The following is a 26231-nucleotide window of genomic DNA, read 5'->3' on the forward strand; positions in this document are numbered from 1 at the left end:
TTTTTGGCCGCCTCCCGCCCCCCCTGAACAATACGGCGGTCCCCGGGTGTGGTCCCCCTTCGCCCCGCTGCGTACGAACGCGGATCAGGCGTCGACCTTCTCCATGACCTCGTCGCTGACGTCGAAGTTCGCGAAGACGTTCTGCACGTCGTCGCTGTCCTCGAGCGCGTCGATCAGCTTGAACATCTTGCGCGCGCCCTCCTCGTCCAGTTCGACCTGCATGGTCGGGACGAAGCTGGACTCGGCGGAGTCGTAGTCGATGCCGGCTTCCTGCAGCGCGGAACGGACCGCGACCAGGTCGGTGGCCTCGCTGATGATCTCGAACTGCTCACCGAGGTCGTTGACCTCCTCGGCGCCCGCCTCGAGCACCGTTTCGAGGACGTCGTCCTCGGACAGCTCGCCCTTGGCCAGCACGACGACGCCCTTGCGGTTGAACAGGTACGAGACCGAACCCGGGTCGGCCATCGAACCGCCGTTGCGGGTCATGGCGACGCGCACGTCGGACGCGGCACGGTTGCGGTTGTCGGTGAGGCACTCGATGAGCACCGCAACGCCGTTCGGGCCGTAGCCCTCGTACATGATCGTGGCGTAGTCGACGCCGCCGGCCTCGAGGCCGCCGCCGCGCTTGACCGCGCTGTCGATGTTCTTGTTGGGTACCGAGCTCTTCTTGGCCTTCTGGATGGCGTCGAAGAGGGTGGGGTTGCCGTCCGGGTCGGCACCGCCCGTACGGGCCGCGACCTCGATGTTCTTGATCAGCTTCGCGAAGAGCTTGCCGCGCTTGGCATCGATCACGGCCTTCTTGTGCTTCGTCGTAGCCCATTTAGAGTGGCCGGACATCCGCCTGTCTCCTTCGCGTAACCAACAGTGTTCACCCCAGATCCTACCGGGGTCCGTTCAGGACCCTGCGCGCACCATGTCCACAAAGTAGGCGTGGACCCGGTCGTCGCCGGTGAGTTCGGGGTGGAACGACGTTGCCAGCACGTTGCCCTGGCGCACCGCGACGGTGTGGCCGTCGTACGTCGCCAGCACGTCGGCGCTCGCACCGACCGACTCCACCCACGGCGCGCGGATGAAGACGCCTTCGACCGGACCGCCTTCTATGCCGGCGAAGTCGATCTTCGCCTCGAAGGACTCGTTCTGCCGCCCGAACGCATTGCGGCGCACGATCATGTCGATGCCGCCCAGGGTCTCCTGGTCCTCGCGGCCGTCCAGGATCTTGTCCGCGAGCATGATCATGCCGGCGCAGGTGCCGTACACCGGCATCCCGGCCCGCACGCGCTCGCGCAGCGGGTCCAGCATGCCGAACAGCACCGCGAGCTTGGACATGGTCGTGGACTCGCCGCCCGGGATGACCAGGGCGTCGACCTCGGCGAGCTCCTCGGGGCGCCGGACCGGCCTGGCCACGGCGTCAGCCGCGGCCAGGGCGATCAGGTGCTCCCGCACGTCGCCCTGGAGAGCCAGGACACCGATCACGGGAGTGGTCATTACCAGCCCCGGTTGGCGTAGCGCTCGGACTCGGGGAGGGTGTCGCAGTTGATGCCGACCATGGCCTCGCCCAGGTTGCGGGAGGCGTCCGCGATGATCTTCGGGTCGTCGTAGAAGGTGGTGGCCTTCACGATGGCGGCCGCGCGCTTGGCCGGGTCGCCCGACTTGAAGATGCCGGAGCCGACGAAGACACCCTCGGCGCCGAGCTGGCGCATCAGGGCGGCGTCCGCCGGGGTGGCGACGCCACCGGCCGAGAAGAGGACCACGGGGAGCTTGCCGAGCTCGGCGACTTCCTTCACGAGCTCGTACGGGGCGCGCAGCTCCTTGGCCGCGGCGAAGAGCTCGTTGTTGTCGAAGCCGCGCAGCTTCGCGATCTCGTTCTTGATCTGGCGCAGGTGGCGGACGGCCTCGACGACGTTGCCGGTGCCGGCCTCGCCCTTGGAGCGGATCATGGCCGCGCCCTCGGCGATGCGGCGCAGGGCCTCGCCCAGGTTGGTGGCACCACAGACGAAGGGGGTGGTGAACGCCCACTTGTCGGAGTGGTTGACCTCGTCGGCCGGGGTCAGGACCTCGGACTCGTCGATGTAGTCGACGCCGAGCGACTGGAGGACCTGGGCCTCGACGAAGTGGCCGATGCGGGACTTGGCCATGACCGGGATGGAGACCGCCCCGATGATCTCCTCGATCATGTTCGGGTCGGACATGCGGGCCACGCCGCCGTCCTTGCGGATGTCGGCCGGAACCCGCTCCAGGGCCATGACGGCCACGGCGCCGGCGTCCTCGGCGATCTTCGCCTGCTCGGCGTTGACGACGTCCATGATCACGCCGCCCTTGAGCTGCTCGGCCATGCCGCGCTTGACGCGGGAGGTGCCGATCGCCGACTCGGCGGACTGCGGGGTGGTGGGAAGCGTGCTCACGGGCTGACCTCACTGAAAGAGAGACGGGTGCTGCTTGAGCCAGCAAACCCCGGGGACCAGTCCACTGCAAGGGCCAATAGCAAGCCAGTGGATCCTTCAGCTGCCCGGCCGGTCGGCCAATGCGGTCGGCGGCTCGTCGTCCATTTCGAACGCCAGCGGGAACGGCGCGTGCCCGGCCAGCCGGAACCAGCGCACCTTCCGGTGCCGGCGCAGGGCCCGGGCCGCCCGCACGGCGTCGTTGTGGAACCTCCGCGCCATCGGCACCCGCCGCACCGCGGCCCCCAGCTCGGCGGCCGCCTCCTCGCCGCCCGGCGCCGCCTTGACGGCCTCGACCTGCTCGGGATCCTCGAACACCGCCCGCAGAGCCTGGCTCAGCTCGCTTTCGGCCACCTCGCGCTGCTCCTCGTCGGACTGCCGCGCCGCGTGCGCGGCCTCGTACAGCACGATCGACGAGGCCGGATCGAGCACCCCGGACGTGGCCAGCTCCAGCACCACCGAAGCCCGCCTGACCAGCTGCGCGTCCAGCGCGGCCCGCGCGGCGTCCATCCGCGAATGCAGCCGGTCGAGCCGCCCGGCGGTCCAGCTCAGGTAGAGCCCGACGGCACACAGCCCCAGGGCGATCCAGACAAGGGTTTCGATCACGCGACGCGACTTTACCGGTCCGCTGCCCTTGGCTGACCCGGGCCGTGGTCGCAGCTCCGGCCGCGGGCCGGCGGGGGCTGCGCCCGCGCTCCGCGCGGGCTGGGGACACCCACCCGCACCACCCGTGCGGCTGGGAGGGCACAGCTGAGGCCGTCCAGCCCTCTTTCATGCGGCCTGACGGCCACCCCAACGAGCTCTACTGCCGACAGGCGCCCGGCGCCGTACGGCCGCGGCTGCCCGGCCACCGCTGGCGGCCTTTGCCCGGCCACAGACAGCCCGGCCGCCGCCAATCGGCCTCGGCCGTGTAGCGATCGTGGGCGGCCTATGCCCGGCCACGGCCGGTCCGGAGGCCGCCAAATCGGCCTCGGCCGTGTAGCGATCTGCCGCGTGCCCTTTCCGCCCGAAGGGCGGGCCCGCGCCCCCGCCCCCGCTCCGCGGGCCGACCCCACCAGGTGGTGGCCCGTCCCCCCTGCCATCCCTCCCCCTCCGGGGGATGCTCGCAAGTCTGTGGACTTCCGGGACGACGCCTGGAGTCAAGGGTGGAGCGAAGCGCAATCGCGCAGCGACGCGACCGAAGGGAGCGCCCTTGACGCCAGACGCCGGCACGGACGGACACTCAGACATGCGGGCAGACCACGGAGAACCCCGCCACCCCGACCCACCGTCAGAGCGTCTTCCCTCCGCCCCCATCACCGACCAGCCGTCACGCCGCCCGCAGCACACCTCGGCTCCGCCGAGGGGCAGGTGGGCTCAGTCCCGCCCCGGCCCCAGGCCCAGCCGGGTGCGCAGCGAGACGCGTTCGTCGGTCGCCACCGAGGCCGCGCCCGCCGTGACCGTTTCGTACACGGCCAGGATGTCCGCGCCGACCGTCGACCAGTCGAAGCGCCGGACGTGCGCCGAGCCGCGTGCGCCGAGTCCCGCCCGGCGGGCCGGGTCGGACAGCAGTCGTACCGCGGCCGTCGCCAGCGCGTCCGCGTCCTCGTTGGCGAAGAGGTCACCCGCCGCGCCCTGGTCCAGCACCTGCGCGAACGCGTCCAGGTCGGACGCCAGTACCGCGGCACCCGCCGACAGCGCCTCCACGAGGATGATGCCGAAGCTCTCCCCGCCCGTGTTGGGCGCGACGTACACGTCGACGCTGCGCAGCAGCCGGGCCTTTTCCTCGTCGCTCACCATCCCGAGGAACTCGACCCGCGAGCGCATCTCGGCCGGCAGCGACGCGACGGCTTCCTCTTCGTCACCGCGGCCCGCCACGATCAGCCGCGCCTCCGGCCGCTCGGCCAGGATCTTCGGGAGGGCCGCCATCAGCACCGGCAGCCCCTTGCGCGGCTCGTCGATGCGCCCGATGAACCCGAGGGTCCCGCCCCGGCCACTGCCGTCGCCCTGCCACTCCGCTTTCGGTTCGGCGGACGCGAAGAAGTCGACGTCGACGCCGTTCGGGATCACGACCGCGTCGCCGCCCAGGTGCTCGACCAGCGTGCGGCGCGCGTACTCGCTCACCGCGATCCGCGCGCTGATCTTCTCCAGCGCCGGCTGGAGGATCGGGTACGCCGCGATCATCGCCCGCGACCGCGGGTTCGACGTGTGGAACGTCGCCACGATCGGCCCCTGCGCCGCCCAGCAGGTCAGCAGGCCCAGCGAGGGCGAAGTCGGCTCGTGGATGTGGATCACGTCGAACGTGCCGTCGTGCAGCCAGCGCCGCACCCGGGCCGCCGACAGGAAACCGAAGTTCAGCCGGGCCACCGAGCCGTTGTAGCGCACCGGCACGGCGCGCCCCGCCGACACGACGTACGGCGGCAGCGGAGTCTCGTCGTCCGCCGGGGCCAGCACGGACACCTCGTGTCCGAGCCGGATCAGGTGCTCCGCGAGGTCCCTGATGTGGAACTGCACCCCGCCGGGCACGTCCCAGGAGTACGGGCACACGATCCCGATCTTCATCAGCCGGTCCCCCCTCGCCCCTCGGCCCCACCGTCGGCACCGGCGCCCGAACCGGCACCTGCCCCGGAACCGGCACCGTCACCAGTCCCGCCCCCGTCACCGCCCCCGGAACCGTCCTCCGGCCCCGACTCCAGATCCTCCACCCACAGCCGCTGGAGCATGTGCCAGTCCTGCGGATGCCCGGCGATCCCCGCCGCGAAGGCGTCGGCCATCGCCTGCGTCACCACGGCCGTCTTCTCCCGCCGCGTGCCGGTCTCCGGCACGTCCACGGGCGGATGGATCCGCCCGCGCATCACCGGTCCGTCGTACCAGAGGTTGACCGGGAGCAGCAGTGCCCCCGTCTGCTGGGCGAGCAGCGCCGGCCCGGCCGGCATCCGCGCCGTGGAACCGAAGAAGTCGACCTCGACGCCCGACGACGACAGGTCGCGGTCGGCGACCAGGCAGATCAGCCCGCCCGCCCGCAGCCGCCGCGCCAGCGTCCCGAAGGCCGCGCCGCCGCTGTGCGGCAGCACCTCCATGCCGAGGCTCTGGCGGTACGCGACGAACCGGTCGTACAGGCTCTCCGGCTTCAGCCGCTCCGCCACCGTCGTGAACGGCACGCCCACGCACGAGGTGGCCCACGCGCCCGCCAGGTCCCAGTTCGCCAGGTGTGGCAGCGCGACGATCACGCCGCGGCCGGACGCCAGCCCGTCCCGCAGGTGGTGCTCGCCCTCGATCTCCACGCCTTCGCGGATCCGCTCGGGCGTCCAGGCCGGAAGCCGGAAGGACTCCATCCAGTAGCGCATGTACGAGCGCATGCCCGCGTGGGACAGCTCCCGCAGCCGCTCGGGACCGGCGTCCGGCACCACACGGGCCAGATTGGACTCCAGCCGCAGCACGCTCTTGCCGCGCCGCTTCCAGACCACGTCGGCGACCGTCCGGCCGAGGGCCTCCGCCACGGGCTCGGGGAGCTTCTTCACCCCGCCCCAGCCGGCCCCGTACAGCCCGTCGGTGAGCTTGTCCCGAAGGCTCACGCGGCACCGCCGTCGGCGCCCGCCGTGGCGTTCCCGTCGGAGGACGGGGACTCGGCCGCAGAACCGGACGCAGAGCCAGAGCCCTCCGCCGCAGCCGCGTCCGCCTCGGCCGACTCACGCCGTACCGTGACCACCCGCTGCACCAGCGTCACCAGGGACCCGACGGCCACCACCCACAGGGCCACGGGCAGCAGTACGCCGATCCACGACGGCACCCCGAAGGTCTGCAGCCCCGACAGCCCGGCCGCCACCAGCGAGATCACGAGGCGCTCGGCGCGCTCGATAAGCCCGTTCACGGCGACCGGCAGTCCGATCGACTCGCCGCGCGCCTTCGTGTAGGACACGACCTGGCCGCTCGCCAGGCAGAAGATCGCCACCGCGCAGAGCACGTTGTCGCTGCCCGAACCCGCGTACCAGAGCGCGAGCCCGCCGAAGATCGCCGCGTCCGCGACGCGGTCCAGCGTGGAATCGAGGAACGCGCCCCACCTGCTCGACACGCCCGCCTGGCGCGCCATGTTCCCGTCCACCAGGTCCGAGAACACGAACAGAGTGATGACGATCGTCCCCCAGAAGAACTCTCCCCGGGGGAAGAAGACCAGCGCACCCGCCACCACACCGGCGGTGCCGATGAGGGTGACCGCATCGGGACTCACCCCCCGGCGGAGCAGAAACGCGGCGAACGGTGTGAGGACGCGAGTGAAGAATGCACGCGCGTACTTGTTCAGCATGGCCTTCCCGGAGGGTCGCTGGGCCGCGCGGCCACAGCAGCCACCGGCTGGCCCATCGTAGCCAGGGCCCCGGACTTAACCCCCGCGCACCCACCGGTTCGCGTCAGGTACGACGTATGGACGCAATGTGACACCGGTGCAAAGCTCGAAAGGCCACTCCGGATCCGCCTCCGGATCCACCTCCACAACCCTCCGCATCCATCCCGCATCCACCCCGCATCCACCTCTGTAACCGGAACCCACGCTGTGACCGGGAGGCACGAGAGACATGGGCGAAAAGGCGCACGCACAATCGGGACCCGCCGGGGCCGCCGGCAGGGCACTGTCGGCCGACCGGCCATCCGCCATCAGGAACGTGGTACTGGTCGGCCACAGCGGCTCCGGCAAGACCACCCTGGTCGAAGCCCTCGCGCTGACCGCCGGCGCGGTCAACCGGGCCGGCCGGGTCGAGGACGGCGGCACCGTCTCCGACTACGACGAGATCGAGCACCGCCAGCAGCGCTCGGTCCAGCTCTCCCTCGTGCCCGTCGAATGGGGCGGGATCAAGATCAACATCCTCGACACCCCCGGATACGCCGACTTCGTCGGGGAACTCAGGGCCGGTCTGCGCGCCGCGGACGCGGCCCTCTTCGTCGTCTCGGCCGCCGACGGGGTCGACGGCGCCACCCGCATGGTCTGGGACGAGTGCCAGGCCGTCGGCATGCCCCGCGCGATCGTCGTCACCCATTTGGAGGCATCCCGCGCCGACTACGCACAGATGACCTCCGCCTGCGGCGAGATCTTCGGGGCCGACGACCCCGACGCCGTCATCCCGCTCTACCTCCCCCTCCACGGCCCCGCCGGACCCGACGGCCACGCCCCCGTCGCCGGCCTCCTCGGCCTGCTCTCGCAGCGCGTCTACGACTACTCCTCCGGAGAGCGCACCGAGCGCGACCCCGACCCCGCCGAACTGGCCCTGATCTCCGACGCCCGCAACCGGCTGATCGAAGGGATCATCGCCGAGAGCGAGGACGAGGGGCTCATGGACCGCTACCTCGGCGGCGAGGACATCGACATCAAGACCCTCGTCGACGACCTCGAGCGGGCCGTCGCCCGCGGCACCTTCCACCCCGTCCTGATGGCCGCGCCCGCCGCCGACGGCGCCCGCCAGGGCCTCGGCACGGTCGAACTCCTCGAACTGATCACCGGCGGCTTCCCCACCCCTCTGGAACGCGCCCCCGTCTCCGTGACCACCCCGGCCGGCACCGCCCGCCCCGACATCGCCTGCGACCCCGGCGGCCCGCTCCTCGCCGAGGTCGTCAAGACCTCGTCCGACCCGTACGTCGGCCGCGTCTCCCTCGTCCGCGTCTTCTCCGGCACCCTCCGCCCCGACGAGACCGTCCACGTCAGCGGGCACGGGCTCGCCGACCGCGGCCACGAGGACCACGACCTCGACGAACGCATCGGCGCCCTCACCGCCCCCTTCGGCAAACAGCAGCGCATGCTCTCCCGCTGCATCGCCGGCGACCTCGCATGCGTCGCCAAACTCACCCGCGCCGAGACCGGCGACACCCTCTCCGCCAAGGACTCCCCGCTCCTCATGGCGCCGTGGGACATGCCCGACCCGCTGCTGCCCGTCGCCATCGAGGCCCACAGCAAAGCCGACGAGGACAAGCTCTCCCAGGGCCTCGCCCGCCTGGTCGCCGAGGACCCGACCATGCGCCTGGAGCAGAACCAGCACACCCACCAGGTCGTCCTGTGGTGCCTCGGCGAAGCCCACCGCGACGTCGCGCTCGAACGCCTGCGCAACCGGTACGGCGTGCAGGTCGACACCGTCCCCCACCGCGTCAGCCTCCGCGAGACCTTCGGCGACAAGGCCGCCGGGCGCGGCCGCCACGTCAAGCAGTCCGGCGGGCACGGCCAGTTCGCCATCTGCGAGATCGAGGTCGAGCCCCTGCCGCCGGGCAGCGGCATCGAGTTCGTCGACAAGGTCGTCGGAGGCGCCGTCCCCCGGCAGTTCATCCCGTCCGTGGAGAAGGGCATCCGCACCCAGGCCGCCCGCGGCGTCGCGGCGGGCCACCCGCTGGTCGACGTACGCATCACCCTCCTCGACGGCAAGGCCCACTCGGTGGATTCCTCCGACGCCGCCTTCCAGACCGCCGGCGCGCTCGCCCTCCGCGAAGCCGCGGGCGATGCGAAGATCCACCTCCTGGAACCCGTCGCCGAACTGTCCGTGCTCGTGCCCGACGACTACGTGGGCGCCGTCATGAGCGACCTCTCGGGCCGCCGCGGCCGCGTCGTCGGCACCGAACAGGCGGGATCGGGGCGGACCCTGGTGCGCGCCGAGGTCCCGGAGATCGAGATCGACCGCTACGCGATCGACCTCCGCTCCGTCTCCCACGGCACCGGCCGCTTCAACCGCACGTACGCCCGGCACGAGCCCATGCCGCCCCAGTTGGCGGATAAGATGCGCGAACAGTCGTAAAAGGGCGCCTAGTTGAACCCGCCGCCCACCCAACCCGGTTGCGGTGGGCGGCATTTCCCTGTCCCATGTCGGAGGCAACGCCACGGGCACCAGCACAATACGGATAGGCTTGGTCACGAAGTGTGCCGGGTGGGGCGACGGGGAACAGGCCGCAGGGAGCGGTGACGCGCCGCAGCGCAGTTGATGGGGGCAGCAATGACGGACGTCGGTTTCGATTTCAGTCCCGGGGCACAGGTTCCCCTCTCAGGAGCCGGCGGCCAGACCGCCGCGACGAACGCCCTCGCCTCCGCCGCGTACCGCGACAGCCCCGCGGAGGACATACTCAAAGCCGACAACGACTGGCACACCTCCGAGGTCAAGAAGGGCAAGCTCTCCCTCTTCGCCCCCAACCTCGGCGAGGCCTTCTGCGCCGCCGTCGAAGCCCGCATGCTCGGCGGCGCCCGCAAGCCCCTCATCCAGTCCTTCGGCGCAGAACCGCAGACGATCGTCGAGCACTGCCTCGCAGCCTCCCGCCTCCGCAAGGAACGCGACCGGAAGCTCCGGCTGATCACCCTGATCTGCGGCGTGGTCTTCCTGCCCGGCCTGCTGCTGTGGCTCGGCCTCTTCCAGCTCCGCAAGACCCTCGCCGGATCCGACAGCAAGCACGCCGGCTGGCTGGGCACGGCCGTCCTGGTCACGATCGCCATAGCGGCAGCCGTGGTCATGTTCCGGCTGCCCTTCACCGGCTTCTGGGGCTACTACCTCCGCGGCATGATCATCGCGCCCGTGGTCGGCTGGTACCTCGCCCGCCGCATCTGCGAGAGCACCGCCGTCGACATGCGCGCCGCCTGGGACGGACTGCTCTCCGGCGGCGGCGTCGGCGCGAAGATCCCCGAAGCCGTCCCGTCCAACCCCGACGAGACCGCCGCCGAGCAGCTCCGCCAGCAGCTCGCCAAGCTGACCGCCGAGGACCGCAGCAACTCCGTCTTCTACGCCGGGCCCAAGGGCATACTCGGCATGGGTACCCGCTGGGGAAGCTGGCAGCTCGCCGAGGACCTCGTCCCCGCCACCCCCGGCGCCGAGATCCACCCGTTCCGCAGCTGGGACGTCATACGGACCATCGAGAAGCAGCTGACCCAGCTCGACCGCGGCCCCCTGCACACCGGCGGCTTCCCGGCGCCCTCCGTCAAGCACTGGATCGTCTCCCCCGTCGGCGAGGGGGCCAAGGAAGTCGCCCGCCCCTCCGGCGACGGCGCCGACACCTTCCAGATCACCGGCCAGGAAGTGAGCCGGATCTGCAACGAGCAGCAGTTCAGCAGCGGCAACCGTCACTACCTCGGCGTGCAGTTCACCCTCTGGGACGGCCAGCTCGTCATCACCATGCTGGTCACCGTCACCGTGCTCTACCAGACCCTGCGCATCGAGGTCACCGGGCACGCACTCGGCCCCGTCCACGGCCTCTTCACCACCAAGTCCGCGCCCAAGACCAAAGAGGTCGCCAAGACCGTCAGGTTCTGGGAGAGCGTCGAGCACACCCTGCCGGTCTGCGACACCAGCGAAGTCGTGCGGCTCATGGTCCGCGCCCCGCTCACCTGGTACCCGCCGCTGCTCGGCTTCCTCGGCGGCAAGCTGGTCCTGCCCGAGCCCTTCGGCCTCCGCCACGTCTGGGCCGGCCAGCCCTGGCGCCACCGCTTCATGGCCGACGACGCGCTGCGCGCCGCCACCCCCGTACTGCGCGTGGTGCACTCCGCCGCGATGCGGGTCCTGGAGGAGAACGGCGTGGACACCGAGCGCTTCAACAACCGCTCGATGATCGTCAGCGGCATGGTCCAGGACTCCAGCCCGCGCAAGGCGGACCTGTACGACGCGTGACCGGGCGACCGGGCGACGCCCGGCCGGCTGCGTCAGCCCGTGGGCCAGGCCTCGGCGAGCATCTGCCGGGTGTCGGCCAGCAGCTGCGGCAGCACCTTGGTGTGTCCCACGACCGGCATGAAGTTCGTGTCCCCGCCCCAGCGGGGCACGACGTGCTGGTGCAGGTGCGCGGCGATGCCGGCCCCGGCCGCGCCGCCCTGGTTCATGCCGATGTTGAAGCCGTGCGCCCCCGAGGCCTTGCGCAGCGCGACCATGGCCCGCTTGGTGAGGTCCGCGAGCTCCATGGTTTCGGCCGTGTCCAGCTCGGTGTAGTCGGCAACGTGCCGGTACGGGACGACCATGAGGTGGCCGCCGTTGTACGGGTAGAGGTTGAGCACGGCGAAGACGTGCTTGCCCCGCGCCACGATCAGACCGTCCTCGTCCGACATCTCCGGAATCAGACAGAACGGACACCCGTCCCCGGCATCCGGGCCGCTGGGCTTGTTCTCGCCCTGGATGTACGCCATCCGGTGGGGCGTCCACAGACGCTGGAACGCGTCCCGCGTCCCCACCCCGTTCTGCTGCTCCGGTTCAGTGGTCATGGGAAGCAGCATATGACCTCCCCCGCGGGCACGAGGAAGGCCCCCGGGAAGCGGATGCTCCCGGGGGCCTTTCACGTTCTGCGGCCGTCTCAGACCTGGACGCGGTCCGCCACGACCTTGGCCAGCTTGGCCAGTGCGTCGGCCTTCGGGACGCCGTTCTCCTGCGAACCGTCGCGGTAGCGGAAGGAGACGGTGCCCGCGGCCATGTCGTCGTCACCGACGATGATCATGAACGGAACCTTGAGCTTCTGATGGTTGCGGATCTTCTTCTGCATCCGGTCGGAGGACGCGTCCACGTCCACCCGCAGGCCCTGCTTCTTCGCCTCGGCGGCGAACTCCTGCAGGTACTCGACGTGGCCGTCGCCGATCGGGATGCCGATGGCCTGCACCGGGGCCAGCCACGGCGGCATGGCGCCCGCGTAGTGCTCCAGCAGGACCGCGAAGAACCGCTCGATCGAGCCGAACAGCGCGCGGTGGATCATGACCGGGCGCTGGCGGGAGCCGTCCGGGCCGGTGTACTCGAGGTCGAAGCGCTCGGGCAGGTTGAAGTCGAGCTGCACGGTCGACATCTGCCAGGTGCGGCCGATGGCGTCCCGGCACTGGACCGAGATCTTCGGGCCGTAGAAGGCGGCGCCGCCCGGGTCCGGGACCAGCGGGAGGCCCTGCTTCTCGGCGACCTGCTGGAGGACCGCGGTGGCCTCCTCCCACACCTCGTCCGAGCCGACGAACTTCTCCGGGTCCTTGGTGGACAGTTCCAGGTAGAAGTCGGTCAGGCCGTAGTCGCGCAGCAGGTTCAGCACGAAGGTGAGGGTGCGGTCGAGCTCCTCGGCCATCTGCTCGCGGGTGCAGTAGATGTGCGCGTCGTCCTGGGTGAAGCCCCGGGCGCGGGTCAGGCCGTGGACCACGCCCGACTTCTCGTACCGGTACACGGTGCCGAACTCGAACAGGCGCAGCGGGAGCTCGCGGTACGAGCGGCCGCGCGCGTCGAAGATCAGGTTGTGCATCGGGCAGTTCATGGGCTTGAGGTAGTAGTCGGTACCACCGTCGAGCTGCATGGGGGGGTACATGCCCTCCGCGTACCAGTCCAGGTGGCCGCTCTTCTCGAAGAGGGCGCCCTTGGTGGCGTGCGGGGAGTAGACGAACTCGTAGCCCTCTTCCTCGTGCCGCTTGCGCGAGTAGTCCTCCATCACCCGGCGGATGATGCCGCCTCGCGGGTGGAAGACGGCCAGGCCGGAGCCGATCTCGTCCGGGATGGAGAAGAGGTCGAGCTCGTTGCCGAGGCGGCGGTGGTCGCGCTTCTCGGCCTCGGCGAGGAAGTCGAGGTGTGCCTTGAGCTCGTCCTTCGACGGCCACGCGGTGCCGTAGATGCGCTGGAGCATCGGATTCTTCTCGCTGCCCCGCCAGTAGGCGGCGGCGTTGCGCATCAGCTTGAACGCCGGGATGTTCCGGGTGGTGGGCAGGTGGGGACCGCGGCAGAGGTCCTTCCAGCACAGCTCGCCGGTCTTCGCGTCCAGGTTGTCGTAGATGGTCAGCTCGCCGCCGCCCACCTCGACGTTCGCACCGTCGGCGCCATCCTCTACGGCCGCGGAGCCCTTGATGCCGATGAGCTCCAGCTTGTACGGCTCGTCGGCGAGCTCCTCGCGGGCCGCCTCGTCGGTGACCACGCGGCGGGCGAACTTCTGGCCCCGCTTCTGGATCTCCTGCATCTTCTTCTCGACGGCCTTGAGGTCGTCGGGGGTGAAGGGCCTGGCGACGTCGAAGTCGTAGTAGAAGCCGTCCCGGACCGGCGGGCCGATGCCGAGCTTGGCCTCGGGGAAGAGCTCCTGCACGGCCTGGGCCATGACGTGCGCGGTCGAGTGGCGCAGGATGTTCAGGCCGTCCTCGGAGGAGATCTCCACCGGCTCGACGGCCTCGCCGTCCTGCACCTCGTACGAGAGGTCCTTCAGCTCGCCCGCCACGCGCGCGGCGATCACGGTGCGCTCGCCGGCGAAGAGGTCCGCCGCCGTGGTGCCCGTGGTCACCACGCGCTCTTCCCGCTCGGAATCGCGTTGGATGATCACACGGACGTCTGACACCGGTCTCTCCTGACTCAGGGGGTGCGCAGCGGTCACTGCGCGCGCCTGAATCGTACCGAGCCCGACCCGTCGGCCGCGAAACGGTTACCGCTCAGTCGTCCGCGGGGTCGCGGTCCGTGTCTCCCCCGCAGGCTTCCTCGAAGAAGTCGAGGTTCTCCTGGAGGGATTTCAGCAGCCGGTCGCGTTCCACTTCGTCCAGCCGTACGGGCGCCACCTCTCCCACGTCGGTCATCCGCCGGAAGCCGCCGCGCCGCTGGAGCCGGCCGGTCAGCCGGATGGGGAGACCGACCAGGTGGGCGTGGCCGGCGATGGCGTACGCCTCCTCGTCGAGGACGGTGCGGACGTACGGGACCTCCGCCCCGGCCAGGACGCGCAGCCGTACGGTGCCGCCGCCGCGCGGGGCGGAGCGGCGCATCCGGATGACGGTGCCGGCGATGCGGACGGTGACGGCGGGCTCCTCGCGGGTGTAGCGGGCGGCGGCCTCGCGCAGGGCGGGGAGGTCGCCGGGGGAGAACTCGACGGGCTCGGGGCGGGCGGCGCAGCCCGCGGGCACGCCCGCGGCGGGTGACCAGGCGAGGGCGATGCCGGCGCCTTCGGTGCCGCGGACCAGGGCGATCAGCGCGTCGGCCAGTTCGCGGCTGACGCCGGCCTGCACGGCGGTGTCGAAGGCTTCCATGCCGCCGGTGGCGCGCCGGTAGTCGATGGCCTCGCGGGCGGCGTGGAGGGCGTGGTGGAGGCGGGTGACGGTGCCGCGGCCGCCGTCGACGGGGACGAACGCGGTGAGGCGGCGGCCGCCGGGGGCGGGCCCGACGAGGACGTCGTCGACGGTGCGTTCGGCCTGGGTGCGGTGGCGGGCGCCGTGGTAGCCGGCGCGGGCCCGGTCGGCGAGGGCGCCCGCCAGCAGGAGCCGGCGGGCGGCGGCGCGCAGTTGTTCCTGGACGGGCCAGGAGGCTTCGCCGGCGAGGCCGTCGGGCAGCTCGCGCCACCAGCGGATTTCGTCGCTGGGGACGGTGAGTCCGTAGAGGACTTCGCGGGCGGACGGCAGGCCGCTGCGGGAGAGGGCGGTGAGGGCCTCTTCGAGGAGGTCCCCGCTGTCGGGGAAGGTGTTGCTCTCCGGGACGAGGAGGCTGGTGGCTCCGTATCCGGCCGCGGCGGTGCCGGGCGGGGTCCAGCGGGCGTAGCGGCCGGCGGCCCCGCCGCGGCGCTGCCAGCCGTGGCGGTGCAGGAGGGCGCCGAGGACGGCGGGGTCGACGAAGCCCGGGACGGGTCCGCCCGGTTCCGCGAAGTGCCTCGGCAGGGGCCGCAGGTGGGGCCGCGGCGGCCCGTAGGGCCCGTACGGCTCCTGCATCGGGGTGTTCCTTCCGGCCGTCATCACGGCCTCCCTCCCGACCCGACGCGGGTCATGATCGCGCACAGGGCCCGGTCGTCGAAGATCCGTGTGGTCGGGATCCTCACCGTGGTGCGGCGCCGGCCCGTCACCGGGTGTCCGGCCAGGTTGGTCCAGTAGCAGCAGTGCCGCAGGTCGAGCCGGTCGTGTCCGGCCCGCAGCCAGGCGTCGCGGTCGCGGGGTACGAGCATCACGACGAGGATCTTGTGGACGGCGACGGGGGTGCGGGCCAGCTTTGCCAGGTGGTCGTTGTCGAGGGTGAAGGCGAAGGTGGGTCCGGGGGGTTCGGGGGCGATCTGGTAGGTGGCCTTGAGCTGCACCTTGATGGTGACCTCGTCGTCGACGGCGTGCTCGGGGGCGCCGTGGCTGACGTGCCAGTCGATGCCGTTGTCGGGGAAGGGCTGGGACAGGGAGCAGCCGGCGGCCGCGGCGACGGCGTGCAGGTATCCCACCTGGAGGGTCTCCATGCAGGCGGTGGTGGCAAGTGTGCCGCGCAGCGGTTCGGTCCGCTCGGGCACGCCCTCTTCGGGCTGTGCGAGCGCCATGGCTCCCCGTGGTCCTTCGGTGTCGGCCCGTCGATGACGTCCGGTCAGTTGTGCGGTCCCCCACTGGTGTTGTCTCCGCAGAGGCCGGGCCGCAAACGGCGTACGGCGCGAACAGGCCGGGTATCACGGTCTCGGGCGAGGTCGGCCGGATCGTTGGGCTGTGCGGCCTTCTGCCCTTCGGGGACGAGGAGTTCGGACATGACGCGCTGGTACGAGGGGCCGTTGGCCGCTTTCGACACTGAGACCACCGGAGTGGACGTCGAGCAGGACCGCATCGTGTCCGCCGCGATCGTCGTGCAGGAGTGCGCGGGCGGCCGGGTGCGGGCGACACGGTGGCTGGTCAATCCCGGGATCCCGGTGCCTGCCGGGGCCACGGAAGTGCACGGCCTGACCGACGACCACCTGCAGCGGCACGGCCGCTGGCCGGCGCCGGTGGTCGAGGAGATAGCCCGGATGCTCGGGGAGCAGGCGGCGGCGGGGCGGCCGGTGGTGGTGATGAACGCCCCGTTCGACCTGACGCTCCTGGACCGGGAGTTGCGGCGGCACCGTGCGTCGTCGCTGGCACGGTATCTGGACAACAGGCCGCTGACGGTGCTGGATCCGCGGGTGCTGGACAAGCATCTGGACCGGTACCGCAAGGGCCGCCGTACGCTCACGGACCTGTGCGAGCACTACGGCATCGAGCTGGACGGGGCGCACGACGCGGCGGCGGACGCGGTGGCGTCGCTGGAGGTGGTGCGTGCCGTGGGGCGGCGCTTCTCGGGGCGCCTGGAGCGGCTGACTCCGGCGGAGCTGCACACGCTGCAGGCGGTGTGGCACGCGGCACAGGCGCGGGGTCTGCAGGCGTGGTTCGCGCGCAACGGCTCGGAGGAGGCGGTGGATCCGCACTGGCCGGTGCGTCCGGAGCTGACGACGGCGGCCTGAGGCCCTGCCGGGCCGGCGGGCTCCGCTCCGGCGCGCCCGGGTACGAACCGGGCATGACCGGGCACGAAAAAGCCGGTCCGTCTGCTGACGGACCGGCTTTTCCCGGTGGGCGATACTGGGATCGAACCAGTGACCCCTTCGGTGTGAACGAAGTGCTCTCCCGCTGAGCTAATCGCCCGGGAACGGACTGAACCATACAGGGACGGACGGGGTTCGTTCAAACCGCGTGGGGTCCGGCGGCCAGGAAGGCCTCCAGGCCCCGGTGTCCGGCGCGCATCATGAGCGCGTGGTTGAGCCGGAAGAAGGGCCGCCCGGGGACCGCGAGGCGCCGCATCAGCGGCTTGCGCACGCGGACTTCCTGCTCGTAGACGGCCCGGGTGCCGCCGCCGGGGGCGGCGCGCACGGTCCAGCGGGCCCAGCCGTCGAGGTCACCGTCGAGCCGTATCTCGAGGACTCCGGCGGCGGGGTCGTGCCGCGCCTCGGTGGCGGTGACGTGCAGGTCGTACGGGAGGAAGGAGCGGAAGTGCGCGGCGCCGGACCCGTCGCCGAGCGGGGTGACGCGGCGGATCTGGGGCCACCAGCCGGGGTAGCGGGCGGGGTCGGCGAGTGCGGCGAACACCCGGGCGGGCGGGGCGGCCAGGTCCCAGACGCTGCGGAAGCGGTAGCGGCTCCAGTCCATGGGCCCAGTGTGCCCGTGCGGGTGGGCGCCCGGGAGGGCTTGCGGGAGAGCTTGCGGGAGGAAGTGCGGGGGGTGCACGGGATGCGTACTCAGGGGATCTGAGTACGCGCGCCCATGTCCCGGCGGCGTGACCGGGGCCACACTCCGGGCATGGAAAACGTTCCGCCGCCGGCCGAGGAGCTGGTGCTGCTCGATCGCGAGCTCGTACAACTCGACGCCCGCCGTGCCCAGTTGCTGGCGCGCCGGGCCTGGCTTCTCGGTGTGCTGCAAGCACCGGCGGCCGTGTCCGCGCCGTTCCCGCAGTGGTCGCCGCCGCCCGCGGCGGACGGCCGGACGGGGCACGGGCCCGGTGCGCAGAACGTCCTGCTGACGCTGGGCGCGGCGCTGCTGGCGATCGCGGCGCTCGCCTTCACGGTGGTGAGCTGGGGGTCGATGGGCATCGGCGGCCGGTCCGCGGTGCTGGGCGCGGTGACCGCGGCGGCGCTGGTCGTCCCTGCGGTACTGCTGCGCCGCGGGCTGGGCTCGACGGCGGAGTCGGTGGCGGGGCTGGGCCTGGCGCTGACGGTGCTGGACGCGTACGCCCTGTACCGGGTGGCGCTGCCGGACGCCGACGGGGTGGCGTACGCGGCCTGGGCGGCCGGGGTGCTCGCCGCGGTGTGGGCGGGGTACGGGCTGGGGTGCCGCGGGCTGCGGCTGCCGGTGCCCGCCGCGGTGCTGGCGGCGCAGCTGCCGCTGCCGCTGTGGGCGGTGTCCGCGGGTGCGGGTGTGCAGGGGTCGGCGTGGGCGCTGCTGGGGACGGCGGTGCTGGACGCGGCGATCGCGCTGTCGGCGCGGGGTGCGGTGCCGGTGCGGGTGCTGGCCGGAGTGTGCGGGGCGGGGCTGGGCGGCTGGGCGCTGCTGGCGGGCGTGGGCCTGTCGGCGGCGGCCGGGTCGGCGGGTGCGGCTCTGGCGCCGGGCGCGCTGCTGGTGGCGGTCGCCGCGCTGGGGCTGGTGGTGGCGTGGCGGTCGGCCGGGGAGGCGCTGTCGCAGGTCGCGCTGGCGGTGGCGGTCGTGTCGGGCCTGGCGGCGGTGGCCGGTGTGGGCGGGGTCGTGCGCCCGGCGGTGCCGTCGGGGTGGCTGCCGTTCGCGTACCTCGGGTGTGCGGTGCCGCTGCTGGCGGTGCTGCGGTCGTCGCTGCCGGTCCGGCTGCGGTGGGGCCTGGGCGGCGCCGGGGCGGTCGTCGCAGGGGTGTGCGGGCTGCTGGCACTGCCGGTGGTGGCACTGGTCCTGGTGGCGCCCGTACGGGTGCTGGACGGGGTGTGGGCGGGCGTGCCGGCGGAGCCGGGTGGTGCGTGGCCCGGGTTCGGTTCGGCGCCGTTCGTGCTGGCTGCCGTGGCCGTGCTCGCGGGGTGGCTGTACCGGGTGGTCCGCCGGCCGGAGGTGGCCGTGGGGGCGGGGCTGCTGGCCTGGGGTGCGCTGTTCGTGCTGCCGGTGGCGCTGCCGCTGGCCCACGGCGCGGTGCTGGTGGCGCAGGTGCTGGTGACGGCCGGGGCGGTGGCGGTGGCGGTGCGCCCGGGGCTGGTGCCGGGCGGCCCGGAGGGTTCCGGGCCGGCGGTGGCGGCGGCCGGGTGTGCGCTGGCGGGCGGGGCGAGCGTGGCGGTGCTGGCGCTGGCAGGCCGTCCGGGGACGTTCGCGGTGCTGGGTGCGCTCGCGGCGGTGTGCGTGGCGGCGGCGTGGGACCCGGAGGGGCTGCGCTGGGCCCGCGGCGCGGCCGGGGCGGCTGCCGTGGCCTGCGTGACGGGTGTGCTGGTGGCTCTGGGCGGGGTGCTGGAGCTGCCGGAGCACCGGCTGGCGCTGCTGGTGCTGGTCGTGCCGGCGGTGGCGGCTCTGTCGGCCCCGCTGCTGCCTTCGGAGGCGGTGCGCGTGCCGGTGGAGTGCGCGGGTGCCGCGGCGGGCGTCCTGGCGGTGGGGCTGGCGGCCGGGGATGCGCCCTCGCTGGCCCTGGTGCTGGCCCTGGCGGGCGTGGTGTGCGCGGGTACGGCGGTACGGGCGGACCGGCGGCCGGCGGGCTACGCCGCGGCGGCGCTGTTCGTGCTGGCGACGTGGGTGCGGCTGGGGGCGTCGGAGGTGACCGTGCCGGAGGCGTACACGCTGCCGGTGACGGTGCCCGCGCTGGTGGTGGGCGTGCTGCGGCGGCGCCGCGACGCGCAGGCCTCGTCCTGGACGGCGTACGGCCCGGGGCTGGCCGCGACGCTGCTGCCGAGCCTGGCGGCGGCGTGGGGGGACGCCCACTGGCTGCGGCCGCTGCTGCTGGGCCTGGCGGCGCTGGCGGTGACCCTGGGGGGCGCGCGGTGGCGGCTGCAGGCCCCGCTGCTGCTGGGCGGCGCGGTGCTGGTGCTGGTGGCGCTGCACGAGCTGGCGCCGTACGTGGTCCAGGTGGCGGACGCGCTGCCGAGGTGGCTGCCGCCGGCGCTGGCCGGACTGCTGCTGCTGGCGGTGGGTGCGACGTACGAGAGGCGGCTGCGGGACGCCCGCCGGGTGCGCGGGGCGCTGGGGCGGATGCGGTAGACCGCCTGCGGACCGGAGCGGGCGCGAAGGCTCCGGCGCCGGGGAACGCCGAAGGCCCGGAGACCGTGACGGTCTCCGGGCCTTCGGTCCGGGTGGGCGATACTGGGTTCGAACCAGTGACCTCTTCGGTGTGAACGAAGCGCTCTCCCACTGAGCTAATCGCCCGGGCGCACCGCAAACATTACCCCATGTCAGCGGGTCCCCAGGACCAGGTCCCGGCCGCTCGGATCACTGGTTGATGGCCCACGGCATGGCGAAGCCGAACTTCCAGAGGTAGATCCCCAGCAGCACGCCGGTGATCACCAGGCCGATGGTGATCAGGATGAGGTTGCGGCGCCGGACCTTGGGGTCGAGCGCCCTCTGTGCCGCCTCGGTGACCTTGCGCTTGGTCCAGCGCAGGACGAGCTGGGCCCAGACGAACTCCGTGGCCCAGATCGCCATGCCCGCGAAGATCACGAGCCAGCCGGGTCCCGGCAGCGGCAGCATGACCACGCCGGCGCCGACGACGGCGAGCCCGACGATGAAGACGCCGACTTGCCAGCTCATGTGGAGCGTGCGGCGCGCTTTGACGAACTCGGGCGCCCGGGAGCCGAGCGGCTGCTCCGTTCCGGGCGTTTCTGCGGTCTTGTCTTCGTCACTCCCCGTATTCATGGGTGCCAACCTACCGGAGCCCCCAGCACACGTGAACGACCTCCGGGATCCGCCGTACGAGGTACCTGAAGACCCGCAAAACGGTCAGAGGGGTTTACAACGGCACCGTAGGTGGCATGTCGATTTCGCCGACGTGCGAATCCCCGAGCGCACACTGAGCGAAAGGCCCTGGCGCTTATGAACACCACGGTCAGCTGCGAGCTGCACCTGCGCCTCGTTGTGTCGAGCGAGTCCTCACTGCCTGTACCCGCGGGCCTGCGGTATGACACGGCCGATCCCTACGCCGTGCACGCCACCTTCCACACCGGCGCCGAGGAGACGGTCGAGTGGGTTTTCGCCCGAGACCTCCTCGCCGAGGGCCTGCACCGGCCCACCGGTACCGGGGACGTCCGAGTCTGGCCGTCCCGCAGCCACGGTCAGGGCGTCGTCTGCATCGCCCTGAGCTCACCGGAGGGAGAAGCCCTGCTCGAAGCACCCGCCAGAGCGCTGGAGTCGTTCCTCAAGCGGACCGACGCCGCGGTTCCACCAGGCACTGAGCATCGTCACTTCGACCTCGACCAGGAGCTCTCCCACATCCTGGCGGAAAGCTGAGCCACTCCGGGAGCCGCCCGGCACCGTCCGACTCGGGGCGACGGTGCGGGCCGGACAACCACATACGTCAGTGCCGGCGCTGTTCCCGCGGAAGCCGTCCGCGGGAACAGCGCCGGTGCGATTTTCGGCGGAGCCGCTAGAGTCGGCCAGCAATTGGCGGGCACCGGCCCCGCAGCAGGCCCAGGGAGCGAGAACCGTGCAGATCCCCCACGACACCCGTCGCGCGCTCGACGTCGTCGTCGATCTGGTGAACACCGCACCCGAGGAGGACCAGTCCGACGGACTGGCCGACGTTGCCGCGCTGCGCGATTTCGTGCGCGAGCACGAGATCAGCGACGTGGGTGAGCTGGGCGCCCGGGACCTGGCGGGGATCCGGGCGGTGCGGAACCGTTTCGCCCAGGTTTTCGGCGCCAAGAACTCCCGGGTCGCGGCCGGGGTGATCAACGAGCTCGTGGCGGCGGCCGGGACCACGCCGCGGCTGACCGACCACGACGGCTACGACTGGCACGTGCACTACTTCGCGCCGGGCGCGTCGGTGGGCGACCACATCGCGGCGGACTGCGGGATGGCGCTGGCCTTCATCGTGGTGTCGGGCGAGCGGGAGCGGCTGCGGCGCTGCGAGGCTCCGGACTGCCGGCGCGCCTTCGTGGACCTCTCGCGCAACCGCTCGCGGCGCTACTGCGACAGCCGCACCTGCGGCAACCGGCTCCACGTGGCCGCGTACCGGGCGCGGCGCAAGGAAGCCGGCGAGTAGCCGCCCGGGGGCGGCGGCTCACAGCAGGAACAGATCGTGCATCGCCGCCATCAGCAGCAGCGCGGCGATCACGGCCAGGAAGATCATCAACGGCGGCTGGGAGAGCGCGAACAGGCAGCCGCGCGGCTCGGGTGCGGGCGGCTCGGGCTCGACGACGTCGACCGTGGGCGCGGCCGGGGACGCGAGGGCGGGGGCGTCTCCCCGCGATGTGTCGTGCATCTCGGAGCGATGATGGCGCAGGCAGCCCTCCGCCCGCCCTCAACACGCGAGTATTACCCGGGAGTTCGCCTGAATCCGCGCCCCGCGTCGCACACCTGTGCGGTCAGATGCCGTGCTTCTTCAGGATCGCCTCGATGTCGGAGAAGTCGTCCGCGGGGGCGGCGGCCGGCTTGGACTGCTGGGGACGGGCCGGCCCCAGGGACGGGGCGGAGGCGGCGGGGGCCACCGGGTCCGCGGTTGCCGGGGCTCCCGAGGCTGCCGCTCGGCGCTCCTTGCGGCTCTTCCCCTCCTTGCGGGAGCCCTGGCCTCGGCGCTCCACCGCCCGTGTGGTGGCGAACAGCAGCCAGGACAGTCCGAGCACGCCGAAGCCGATCCACACCGACGGCTTGAAGACGATCCCGGCGAGCCAGTCCACCACGCCCGTCATCACGAGCCCGAGCGGCACCAGGGAGTACGCGGCGATGCGGGTCGCGGCCAGGAAGCGCTTGCGGTAGGCGGTCAGCGCGGCAATGCCCAGGCCGGCCGCGGCCGCCGCGGAACATATGGTCTCGGCAAGCATGCGGGCCTCCAGCTCCGGCGGGCCCCCGGGCGGGCCCGGGGTCTTGTCCCTCCATCGTGCACCGGCCGCCGCCCCGCGGGCCACGCCCACAGCGGTCCCCGACCCGATCTCCGGGAGATCTCCGGGGTGCTCTCCTCCGCAGGTGCCGGTCCGGGCCGGGTTGGGGCGCCGGACGGGCGGCTGGGAGACTGGTGCCATGAGCGATTCCCAGCCCGCCCCCTCCGCCGGTCCCGTCGTCCTGGACGTCTGGTGCGAACTCCAGTGCACCGACTGCCGAAGCGCCCTGGAGGACCTGCGCGCCCTGCGGGCCCGTTACGGCGACCGGATGGACATCCGCCTGCGCCACTTCCCCCTCGAGAAGCACAAGCACGCCTACGCCGCCGCACAGGCTGCCGAGGAGGCCGTGGACCAGGGCAAGGGCTGGCCGTACGCGGAGGCGGTGCTCGCCCGCGCCGAGGAGCTGGGCGAGAGCGGCGAGGCCGTCCTGCTGGATGCGGCCCGGGAACTGGACCTGGACGTCGAGGAGTTCGACCTCGCCCTGATCGACGGCCGGCACATGCTGATCGTCGACGCCGACCAGGCCGAGGGCAAGGCGATCGGCGTCACCGGTACGCCGACGTACGTCATCGACGGCGAGCGGCTGGACGGCGGCAAGAGCCAGGACGGGCTGCGCGCGCGGATCGAGGAGATCGCGGACCGCCTGCTCGCCCTCTGACCCCGCAGCCGCCCGCGGCCGGGTCCTAGATCAGCTCCTTGCCGTAGTTCACGTGGGTCGCGGCGTAACCGAGCGATTCGTAGAGCCGCAGCGCCGGGGTGTTGTCGCTGAAGACGTGCAGGCCCAGCAGTCCCGATCCGGCGGCGAGGGAGAGCTCCTCGGCGAGCAGCATCAGGGAGCGGCCGTGGCCCCGGCCGCGCTGCCCGGCCCGTACGGCGACGTCGAAGACGTACGCGCCGGGGCGTCCGGGCAGGACCTCGCGCTCGGCGACCCAGACGTGCCCCGCGGGCTCCCCGCCCGACTCCAGTACGCAGATCCGGACGCCCGGGGTCTCCAGACCGGCGGGCAGCAGCCTGGCGTGGTCCGCACGGGACTTGGCGAGCGCGGCATCGGCGGGCAGGCCGCGCTCGCGCCAGTCGTTCGCGTACTGCTCGACGGCGTGCGCGTGCCAGCCCTCGTACTCCCCCGCGGTCATCGGGCGGCCCGTGACGCCCGCCGGGAGCGCCCGCGGGCCGGGGGTGAGCTCCTTGAGCATGTTGCGGCCCTGCTCGCGGTAGCCGAGGGCGGTGGCGAGCCTGTTTCCGGCCGCCGCGTCCGCGGGGACGGAGATCCGCACCCGGGTACAGCGCCAGGAGCGCAGGACCTCCTCGGCGGCCAGGGCGGCGACGGTGCCGCGGCCCCGCCCGCGGTCGGGCTCCTCGATCCGCAGCCCGCGGATCTCGCCCACGGCAGGGCCGAAGGGGGTGTCGGTGCCGATTTCCAGGCTGCCGACGTGCCGGCTGTTGACGCAGACCTCGTAGGCGCGCACGCGCGCCCCGTCACTGCTCTGCTGGAGCGGCCCGGTCGGCCGCAGGGTGGTGGTCATCAGTGGTGTTGTACCTGCCTTGCGGCCGCGCGTCACGGGCGTTTCGCGCAGGTTCTACGGATCGAGGTCCGCTCCGGAGCGCTCTTCGAAGACCCGCATGGCCTTGAGGGTGACCGGTCCGGGCGTACCGTGCAGGTCACGGCCGTCGACGCGGTGGACGGCCTGGACGTCGCGCAGGGTGGAGGTCAGGAAGATCTCCTCGGCGCCGTCCAGGACGTCGAACGGCAGGTCGGTCTCCTTGGCCCCGGTCCACTCGACGGCGAGGGCCCGGGTGATGCCGGCCAGGCAGCCGGAGGCGACCGGCGGGGTGTGGATCTCGCCGTCGAGGACGACGAAGACGTTGGAGCCGGTGCCCTCGCAGAGCCGTCCGACGGTGTTGGCGAAGAGCGCCTCGGAGGCGCCGGCGCCGTTCGCGCGGGCGAGCGCGACGACGTTCTCGGCGTACGAGGTGGTCTTCAGGCCGGTGAGCGGGCTGCGCTCGTTGCGGACCCACGGCACGGTGACGACGGCCGTGGAGTCGGGGCGGCGGGTCGTCGCGCCGAGGGCGACGACCAGGGTGGGCCCGGTCTCGCCGCGGTCCGAGCCCAGCGGCGACAGCCCGCCGGTGTACGTGATGCGCAGCCGGCCGAGCGGCACGGGATTGGCGTCCAGTACGGCGGCGCAGGCGCGGCGCACCTCGTCCAGGTCGGGGTCGGGCAGGCCGAGACCGCGCGCGGAGCGGGTCAGCCGGTCCAGGTGGCGGGTGAGCGCGAAGGCCCGCCCGTCCTCCGCCTTGAGCGTCTCGAACACGCCGTCGCCCACGGTCAGCCCGTGGTCGAAGACGGACACCTTGGCGTCTTCTGCGTCGCGCAGCTCTCCGTCGAGCCAGATCCTCACCGTACGGTCCCTCCACTCGCCTGGTACGTACCCGACGCTACCGCGAGCAGCCGGGCGGCCTTCAGCTCGGTCTCGGCCCATTCCCGGTCCGGGTCGGAGCCCCAGGTGATCCCGGCGCCGGTGCCGAAGTGCAGGCGCGGTCCGGCGGGGGCCTCGCGGTCGATCCAGAAGGTGCGGATGCCGACGGCCAGCTCGCCGGTTCCGCGGTCGGCGTCCACCCAGCCTATGCCGCCGCAGTAGGGGCCGCGGGGAGCCGTCTCGAGGGACTCGATGATCCGCAGGGCGGAGGACTTGGGGGCTCCGGTGACGGAGCCGGGCGGGAAGGTCGCGGCGAGCAGCTCGGGCCAGCCTGCGCCGTCGGCCAGTTCGCCGCGGACGGTGGAGACGAGGTGGACCAGTCCGGGGTGCTCCTCGACGGCGCACAGCGCCGGGACGGTCACCGAGCCGGTGGCGCAGACGCGGCCGAGGTCGTTGCGGACCAGGTCCACGATCATGACGTTCTCGGCGTGGTCCTTGGGCAGCAGGTCGGAGGCGGTGCGGCCGGTGCCCTTGATGGGGCCGGACTCGACGGTGCGGCCGGTGCGGCGCAGGAAGAGCTCGGGGGACGCGGTGGCGATCTCCACGCCGTGCGCCGGGAGGCGAATCGTTCCTGCGAACGGAGCGGGGTTGCCGCGCGCGAGCAGGGCGGTGAGGGCGTCCACGTCGGCCGTGGCGGCGTCGGGCAGGGGCGCGGAGAGCACCCGGCACAGGTTGGCCTGGTACACCTCCCCCGCCTCGATGTACTCGCGGATGCGGCGGACGCCGGAGACGTAGGCGGCCCGGTCCAGGGAGGAGCTCCACTGCCCCGCGCCGGGGCCGGTCCAGGCTCCGGGGACGGGGGCGGGAACCGGGTCGGGGCGTACGTCCCCGAACCGCGCGCAGACCAGACGGCCCTCGAAGTCGGCCGACACGGCCCAGAAGCCGGTGGACTCCAGGGCGCTCGGATCGCTGGTCACGTCGCGGAGGTCGGTCGCGAGGAGGCCGCCGAAGCGGGCCATGGGTGGCAGGTCGTGCACGGCTGTGAGTCTATGGCGGGTGACGGCCGGGCGCCGGTGAGGCGGCCGTGAGGTGACCGGCGGTGAGCGGACCGCAGCACGCTGCGGAAACGCGTTTTTGAGCTGGCCCGGGAATCCGCTAGAGTTCAACACGTCGCCGGGGAGCGCGGGAAAAACCCCAAAGCAACACGGCG

General features: G+C 72.5%; 25 protein-coding genes and 2 tRNA genes. 7 read left to right on the forward strand and 20 right to left on the reverse strand.

Annotated features, from left to right (window positions below):
* Nucleotides 1–84: 84 nt before the first annotated feature.
* From ACZ7H1_RS33490 to pgsA, 7 genes are all read right to left on the reverse strand, one after another.
* Entirely contained in the window at nucleotides 85–837 is a 753-nt protein-coding gene (locus ACZ7H1_RS33490; RefSeq protein ID WP_470791834.1) for a YebC/PmpR family DNA-binding transcriptional regulator, read from the reverse strand.
* Between the two features lie 57 nt (nucleotides 838–894).
* Complete coding sequence (gene pdxT / locus ACZ7H1_RS33495; protein WP_470791835.1) at nucleotides 895–1485, reverse strand: pyridoxal 5'-phosphate synthase glutaminase subunit PdxT; 591 nt, start codon at nucleotides 1483–1485, stop codon at nucleotides 895–897.
* Nucleotides 1485–2402, reverse strand: coding sequence for a pyridoxal 5'-phosphate synthase lyase subunit PdxS (pdxS, locus tag ACZ7H1_RS33500; protein ID WP_470791837.1), 918 nt, complete (start codon nucleotides 2400–2402; stop codon nucleotides 1485–1487). Before pdxS ends, pdxT begins: the two co-directional genes overlap by 1 nt.
* A 96-nt stretch (nucleotides 2403–2498) precedes the next feature.
* Nucleotides 2499–3044, reverse strand: coding sequence for a LemA family protein (locus ACZ7H1_RS33505; protein ID WP_470791839.1), 546 nt, complete (start codon nucleotides 3042–3044; stop codon nucleotides 2499–2501).
* Nucleotides 3045–3794: 750 nt separating this feature from the next.
* A complete protein-coding gene (locus ACZ7H1_RS33510) occupies nucleotides 3795–4979 on the reverse strand; it encodes a glycosyltransferase family 4 protein (protein ID WP_470791840.1) in 1185 nt (394 codons plus the stop codon).
* Nucleotides 4979–5992, reverse strand: coding sequence for a phosphatidylinositol mannoside acyltransferase (locus ACZ7H1_RS33515; protein ID WP_470791841.1), 1014 nt, complete (start codon nucleotides 5990–5992; stop codon nucleotides 4979–4981). Before ACZ7H1_RS33515 ends, ACZ7H1_RS33510 begins: the two co-directional genes overlap by 1 nt.
* Complete coding sequence (gene pgsA / locus ACZ7H1_RS33520) at nucleotides 5989–6720, reverse strand: phosphatidylinositol phosphate synthase (protein ID WP_470791842.1); 732 nt, start codon at nucleotides 6718–6720, stop codon at nucleotides 5989–5991. Before pgsA ends, ACZ7H1_RS33515 begins: the two co-directional genes overlap by 4 nt.
* 268 nt (nucleotides 6721–6988) lie before the next feature.
* Here pgsA and ACZ7H1_RS33525 point away from each other — a divergent pair, with 268 nt between their 5' ends.
* Both ACZ7H1_RS33525 and ACZ7H1_RS33530 read left to right on the forward strand, forming a co-directional pair.
* Entirely contained in the window at nucleotides 6989–9184 is a 2196-nt protein-coding gene (locus ACZ7H1_RS33525) for an elongation factor G-like protein EF-G2 (protein WP_470791844.1), read from the forward strand.
* Between the two features lie 195 nt (nucleotides 9185–9379).
* Nucleotides 9380–11035 carry a hypothetical protein gene (locus ACZ7H1_RS33530; RefSeq protein ID WP_470791845.1) on the forward strand — a complete coding sequence of 552 codons (1656 nt, stop codon included), beginning with the start codon at nucleotides 9380–9382 and terminating at the stop codon, nucleotides 11033–11035.
* Between the two features lie 32 nt (nucleotides 11036–11067).
* Here ACZ7H1_RS33530 and ACZ7H1_RS33535 read toward each other — a convergent pair whose 3' ends face one another.
* The 4 genes from ACZ7H1_RS33535 to ACZ7H1_RS33550 all read right to left on the reverse strand — a co-directional run bounded on the left by ACZ7H1_RS33535 (nucleotide 11068) and on the right by ACZ7H1_RS33550 (nucleotide 15623).
* Entirely contained in the window at nucleotides 11068–11628 is a 561-nt protein-coding gene (locus ACZ7H1_RS33535; RefSeq protein WP_470791846.1) for an HIT family protein, read from the reverse strand.
* 77 nt (nucleotides 11629–11705) lie between these two features.
* Nucleotides 11706–13691 (reverse strand): threonine--tRNA ligase, encoded by a 1986-nt coding sequence (thrS, locus tag ACZ7H1_RS33540; RefSeq protein WP_470791848.1) that lies wholly within the window; start codon nucleotides 13689–13691, stop codon nucleotides 11706–11708.
* Nucleotides 13692–13782: 91 nt separating this feature from the next.
* Nucleotides 13783–15063: a hypothetical protein gene (locus ACZ7H1_RS33545; RefSeq protein WP_470791850.1), complete on the reverse strand. Its 1281-nt coding sequence runs from the start codon at nucleotides 15061–15063 to the stop codon at nucleotides 13783–13785.
* Nucleotides 15063–15623 (reverse strand): DUF4365 domain-containing protein, encoded by a 561-nt coding sequence (locus ACZ7H1_RS33550; protein WP_470791851.1) that lies wholly within the window; start codon nucleotides 15621–15623, stop codon nucleotides 15063–15065. The genes ACZ7H1_RS33545 and ACZ7H1_RS33550 overlap by 1 nt, the downstream gene beginning before the upstream one ends.
* Before the next feature lie 198 nt (nucleotides 15624–15821).
* On the opposite strand from ACZ7H1_RS33550, the gene ACZ7H1_RS33555 reads away from it, so the two are divergent.
* Nucleotides 15822–16547, forward strand: a complete 726-nt coding sequence (locus tag ACZ7H1_RS33555) for an exonuclease domain-containing protein (protein ID WP_470791852.1) — start codon at nucleotides 15822–15824, stop codon at nucleotides 16545–16547.
* Between the two features lie 106 nt (nucleotides 16548–16653).
* Here ACZ7H1_RS33555 and ACZ7H1_RS33560 read toward each other — a convergent pair.
* Together ACZ7H1_RS33560 and ACZ7H1_RS33565 are read right to left on the reverse strand one after the other, a co-directional pair.
* Nucleotides 16654–16725 (reverse strand) — tRNA-Val (locus ACZ7H1_RS33560).
* A 39-nt stretch (nucleotides 16726–16764) separates the two neighbouring features.
* Entirely contained in the window at nucleotides 16765–17226 is a 462-nt protein-coding gene (locus tag ACZ7H1_RS33565; protein WP_470791854.1) for an SRPBCC family protein, read from the reverse strand.
* Nucleotides 17227–17376: 150 nt separating this feature from the next.
* Between ACZ7H1_RS33565 and ACZ7H1_RS33570 the strand changes: the two genes are divergently transcribed.
* On the forward strand, nucleotides 17377–19773 hold the full coding sequence (locus ACZ7H1_RS33570) for an SCO7613 C-terminal domain-containing membrane protein (protein ID WP_470791856.1): 2397 nt from the start codon (nucleotides 17377–17379) through the stop codon (nucleotides 19771–19773).
* Between the two features lie 93 nt (nucleotides 19774–19866).
* Here the strand turns inward: ACZ7H1_RS33570 and ACZ7H1_RS33575 are convergent.
* Nucleotides 19867–19938: transfer RNA gene (locus ACZ7H1_RS33575), tRNA-Val, on the reverse strand.
* Nucleotides 19939–20001: 63 nt separating this feature from the next.
* Complete coding sequence (locus ACZ7H1_RS33580) at nucleotides 20002–20424, reverse strand: TIGR02611 family protein (RefSeq protein ID WP_470791858.1); 423 nt, start codon at nucleotides 20422–20424, stop codon at nucleotides 20002–20004.
* A 177-nt stretch (nucleotides 20425–20601) separates the two neighbouring features.
* On the opposite strand from ACZ7H1_RS33580, the gene ACZ7H1_RS33585 reads away from it, so the two are divergent.
* A complete protein-coding gene (locus ACZ7H1_RS33585) occupies nucleotides 20602–21015 on the forward strand; it encodes an SsgA family sporulation/cell division regulator (RefSeq protein WP_004002642.1) in 414 nt (137 codons plus the stop codon).
* Between the two features lie 196 nt (nucleotides 21016–21211).
* A complete protein-coding gene (locus ACZ7H1_RS33590) occupies nucleotides 21212–21769 on the forward strand; it encodes a CGNR zinc finger domain-containing protein (protein ID WP_470791862.1) in 558 nt (185 codons plus the stop codon).
* An 18-nt stretch (nucleotides 21770–21787) separates the two neighbouring features.
* Here the strand turns inward: ACZ7H1_RS33590 and ACZ7H1_RS33595 are convergent, their stop codons facing one another.
* Together ACZ7H1_RS33595 and ACZ7H1_RS33600 are read right to left on the reverse strand one after the other, a co-directional pair.
* Nucleotides 21788–21988: a hypothetical protein gene (locus ACZ7H1_RS33595; protein ID WP_470791863.1), complete on the reverse strand. Its 201-nt coding sequence runs from the start codon at nucleotides 21986–21988 to the stop codon at nucleotides 21788–21790.
* A gap of 103 nt (nucleotides 21989–22091) precedes the next feature.
* A complete protein-coding gene (locus ACZ7H1_RS33600) occupies nucleotides 22092–22547 on the reverse strand; it encodes a hypothetical protein (RefSeq protein ID WP_470791865.1) in 456 nt (151 codons plus the stop codon).
* 196 nt (nucleotides 22548–22743) lie between these two features.
* On the opposite strand from ACZ7H1_RS33600, the gene ACZ7H1_RS33605 reads away from it, so the two are divergent.
* Nucleotides 22744–23262: a DsbA family protein gene (locus ACZ7H1_RS33605; RefSeq protein ID WP_470791866.1), complete on the forward strand. Its 519-nt coding sequence runs from the start codon at nucleotides 22744–22746 to the stop codon at nucleotides 23260–23262.
* A gap of 25 nt (nucleotides 23263–23287) precedes the next feature.
* Here ACZ7H1_RS33605 and ACZ7H1_RS33610 read toward each other — a convergent pair whose 3' ends face one another.
* Genes ACZ7H1_RS33610 through ACZ7H1_RS33620 form a run of 3 tightly spaced genes read right to left on the reverse strand, consistent with a single transcriptional unit; the run spans nucleotide 23288 to nucleotide 26058 of the window.
* Nucleotides 23288–24127, reverse strand: coding sequence for a GNAT family N-acetyltransferase (locus tag ACZ7H1_RS33610; RefSeq protein WP_470791867.1), 840 nt, complete (start codon nucleotides 24125–24127; stop codon nucleotides 23288–23290).
* Between the two features lie 54 nt (nucleotides 24128–24181).
* Nucleotides 24182–25003, reverse strand: coding sequence for an aminotransferase class IV (locus ACZ7H1_RS33615; protein WP_470791869.1), 822 nt, complete (start codon nucleotides 25001–25003; stop codon nucleotides 24182–24184).
* Nucleotides 25000–26058: a chorismate-binding protein gene (locus tag ACZ7H1_RS33620; RefSeq protein ID WP_470791871.1), complete on the reverse strand. Its 1059-nt coding sequence runs from the start codon at nucleotides 26056–26058 to the stop codon at nucleotides 25000–25002. Before ACZ7H1_RS33620 ends, ACZ7H1_RS33615 begins: the two co-directional genes overlap by 4 nt.
* Nucleotides 26059–26231: the final 173 nt, after the last annotated feature.

The sequence above is a fragment of the Streptomyces sp. NPDC037401 genome (assembly GCF_055602345.1).

Bases quoted from the DNA above. Each gene is read 5' to 3' on its own strand.
- ACZ7H1_RS33490 (WP_470791834.1), bottom strand. From the start codon at position 837: ATGTCCGGCCACTCTAAATGGGCTACGACGAAGCACAAGAAGGCCGTG.
- pdxT (WP_470791835.1), bottom strand. From the start codon at position 1,485: ATGACCACTCCCGTGATCGGTGTCCTGGCTCTCCAGGGCGACGTGCGG.
- ACZ7H1_RS33510 (WP_470791840.1), bottom strand. From the start codon at position 4,979: ATGAAGATCGGGATCGTGTGCCCGTACTCCTGGGACGTGCCCGGCGGG.
- pgsA (WP_470791842.1), bottom strand. From the start codon at position 6,720: ATGCTGAACAAGTACGCGCGTGCATTCTTCACTCGCGTCCTCACACCG.
- ACZ7H1_RS33525 (WP_470791844.1), top strand. From the start codon at position 6,989: ATGGGCGAAAAGGCGCACGCACAATCGGGACCCGCCGGGGCCGCCGGC.
- ACZ7H1_RS33530 (WP_470791845.1), top strand. From the start codon at position 9,380: ATGACGGACGTCGGTTTCGATTTCAGTCCCGGGGCACAGGTTCCCCTC.
- ACZ7H1_RS33535 (WP_470791846.1), bottom strand. From the start codon at position 11,628: ATGCTGCTTCCCATGACCACTGAACCGGAGCAGCAGAACGGGGTGGGG.
- ACZ7H1_RS33545 (WP_470791850.1), bottom strand. From the start codon at position 15,063: ATGACGGCCGGAAGGAACACCCCGATGCAGGAGCCGTACGGGCCCTAC.
- ACZ7H1_RS33550 (WP_470791851.1), bottom strand. From the start codon at position 15,623: ATGGCGCTCGCACAGCCCGAAGAGGGCGTGCCCGAGCGGACCGAACCG.
- ACZ7H1_RS33555 (WP_470791852.1), top strand. From the start codon at position 15,822: ATGACGCGCTGGTACGAGGGGCCGTTGGCCGCTTTCGACACTGAGACC.
- ACZ7H1_RS33565 (WP_470791854.1), bottom strand. From the start codon at position 17,226: ATGGACTGGAGCCGCTACCGCTTCCGCAGCGTCTGGGACCTGGCCGCC.
- ACZ7H1_RS33570 (WP_470791856.1), top strand. From the start codon at position 17,377: ATGGAAAACGTTCCGCCGCCGGCCGAGGAGCTGGTGCTGCTCGATCGC.
- ACZ7H1_RS33580 (WP_470791858.1), bottom strand. From the start codon at position 20,424: ATGAATACGGGGAGTGACGAAGACAAGACCGCAGAAACGCCCGGAACG.
- ACZ7H1_RS33585 (WP_004002642.1), top strand. From the start codon at position 20,602: ATGAACACCACGGTCAGCTGCGAGCTGCACCTGCGCCTCGTTGTGTCG.
- ACZ7H1_RS33595 (WP_470791863.1), bottom strand. From the start codon at position 21,988: ATGCACGACACATCGCGGGGAGACGCCCCCGCCCTCGCGTCCCCGGCC.
- ACZ7H1_RS33600 (WP_470791865.1), bottom strand. From the start codon at position 22,547: ATGCTTGCCGAGACCATATGTTCCGCGGCGGCCGCGGCCGGCCTGGGC.
- ACZ7H1_RS33605 (WP_470791866.1), top strand. From the start codon at position 22,744: ATGAGCGATTCCCAGCCCGCCCCCTCCGCCGGTCCCGTCGTCCTGGAC.
- ACZ7H1_RS33610 (WP_470791867.1), bottom strand. From the start codon at position 24,127: ATGACCACCACCCTGCGGCCGACCGGGCCGCTCCAGCAGAGCAGTGAC.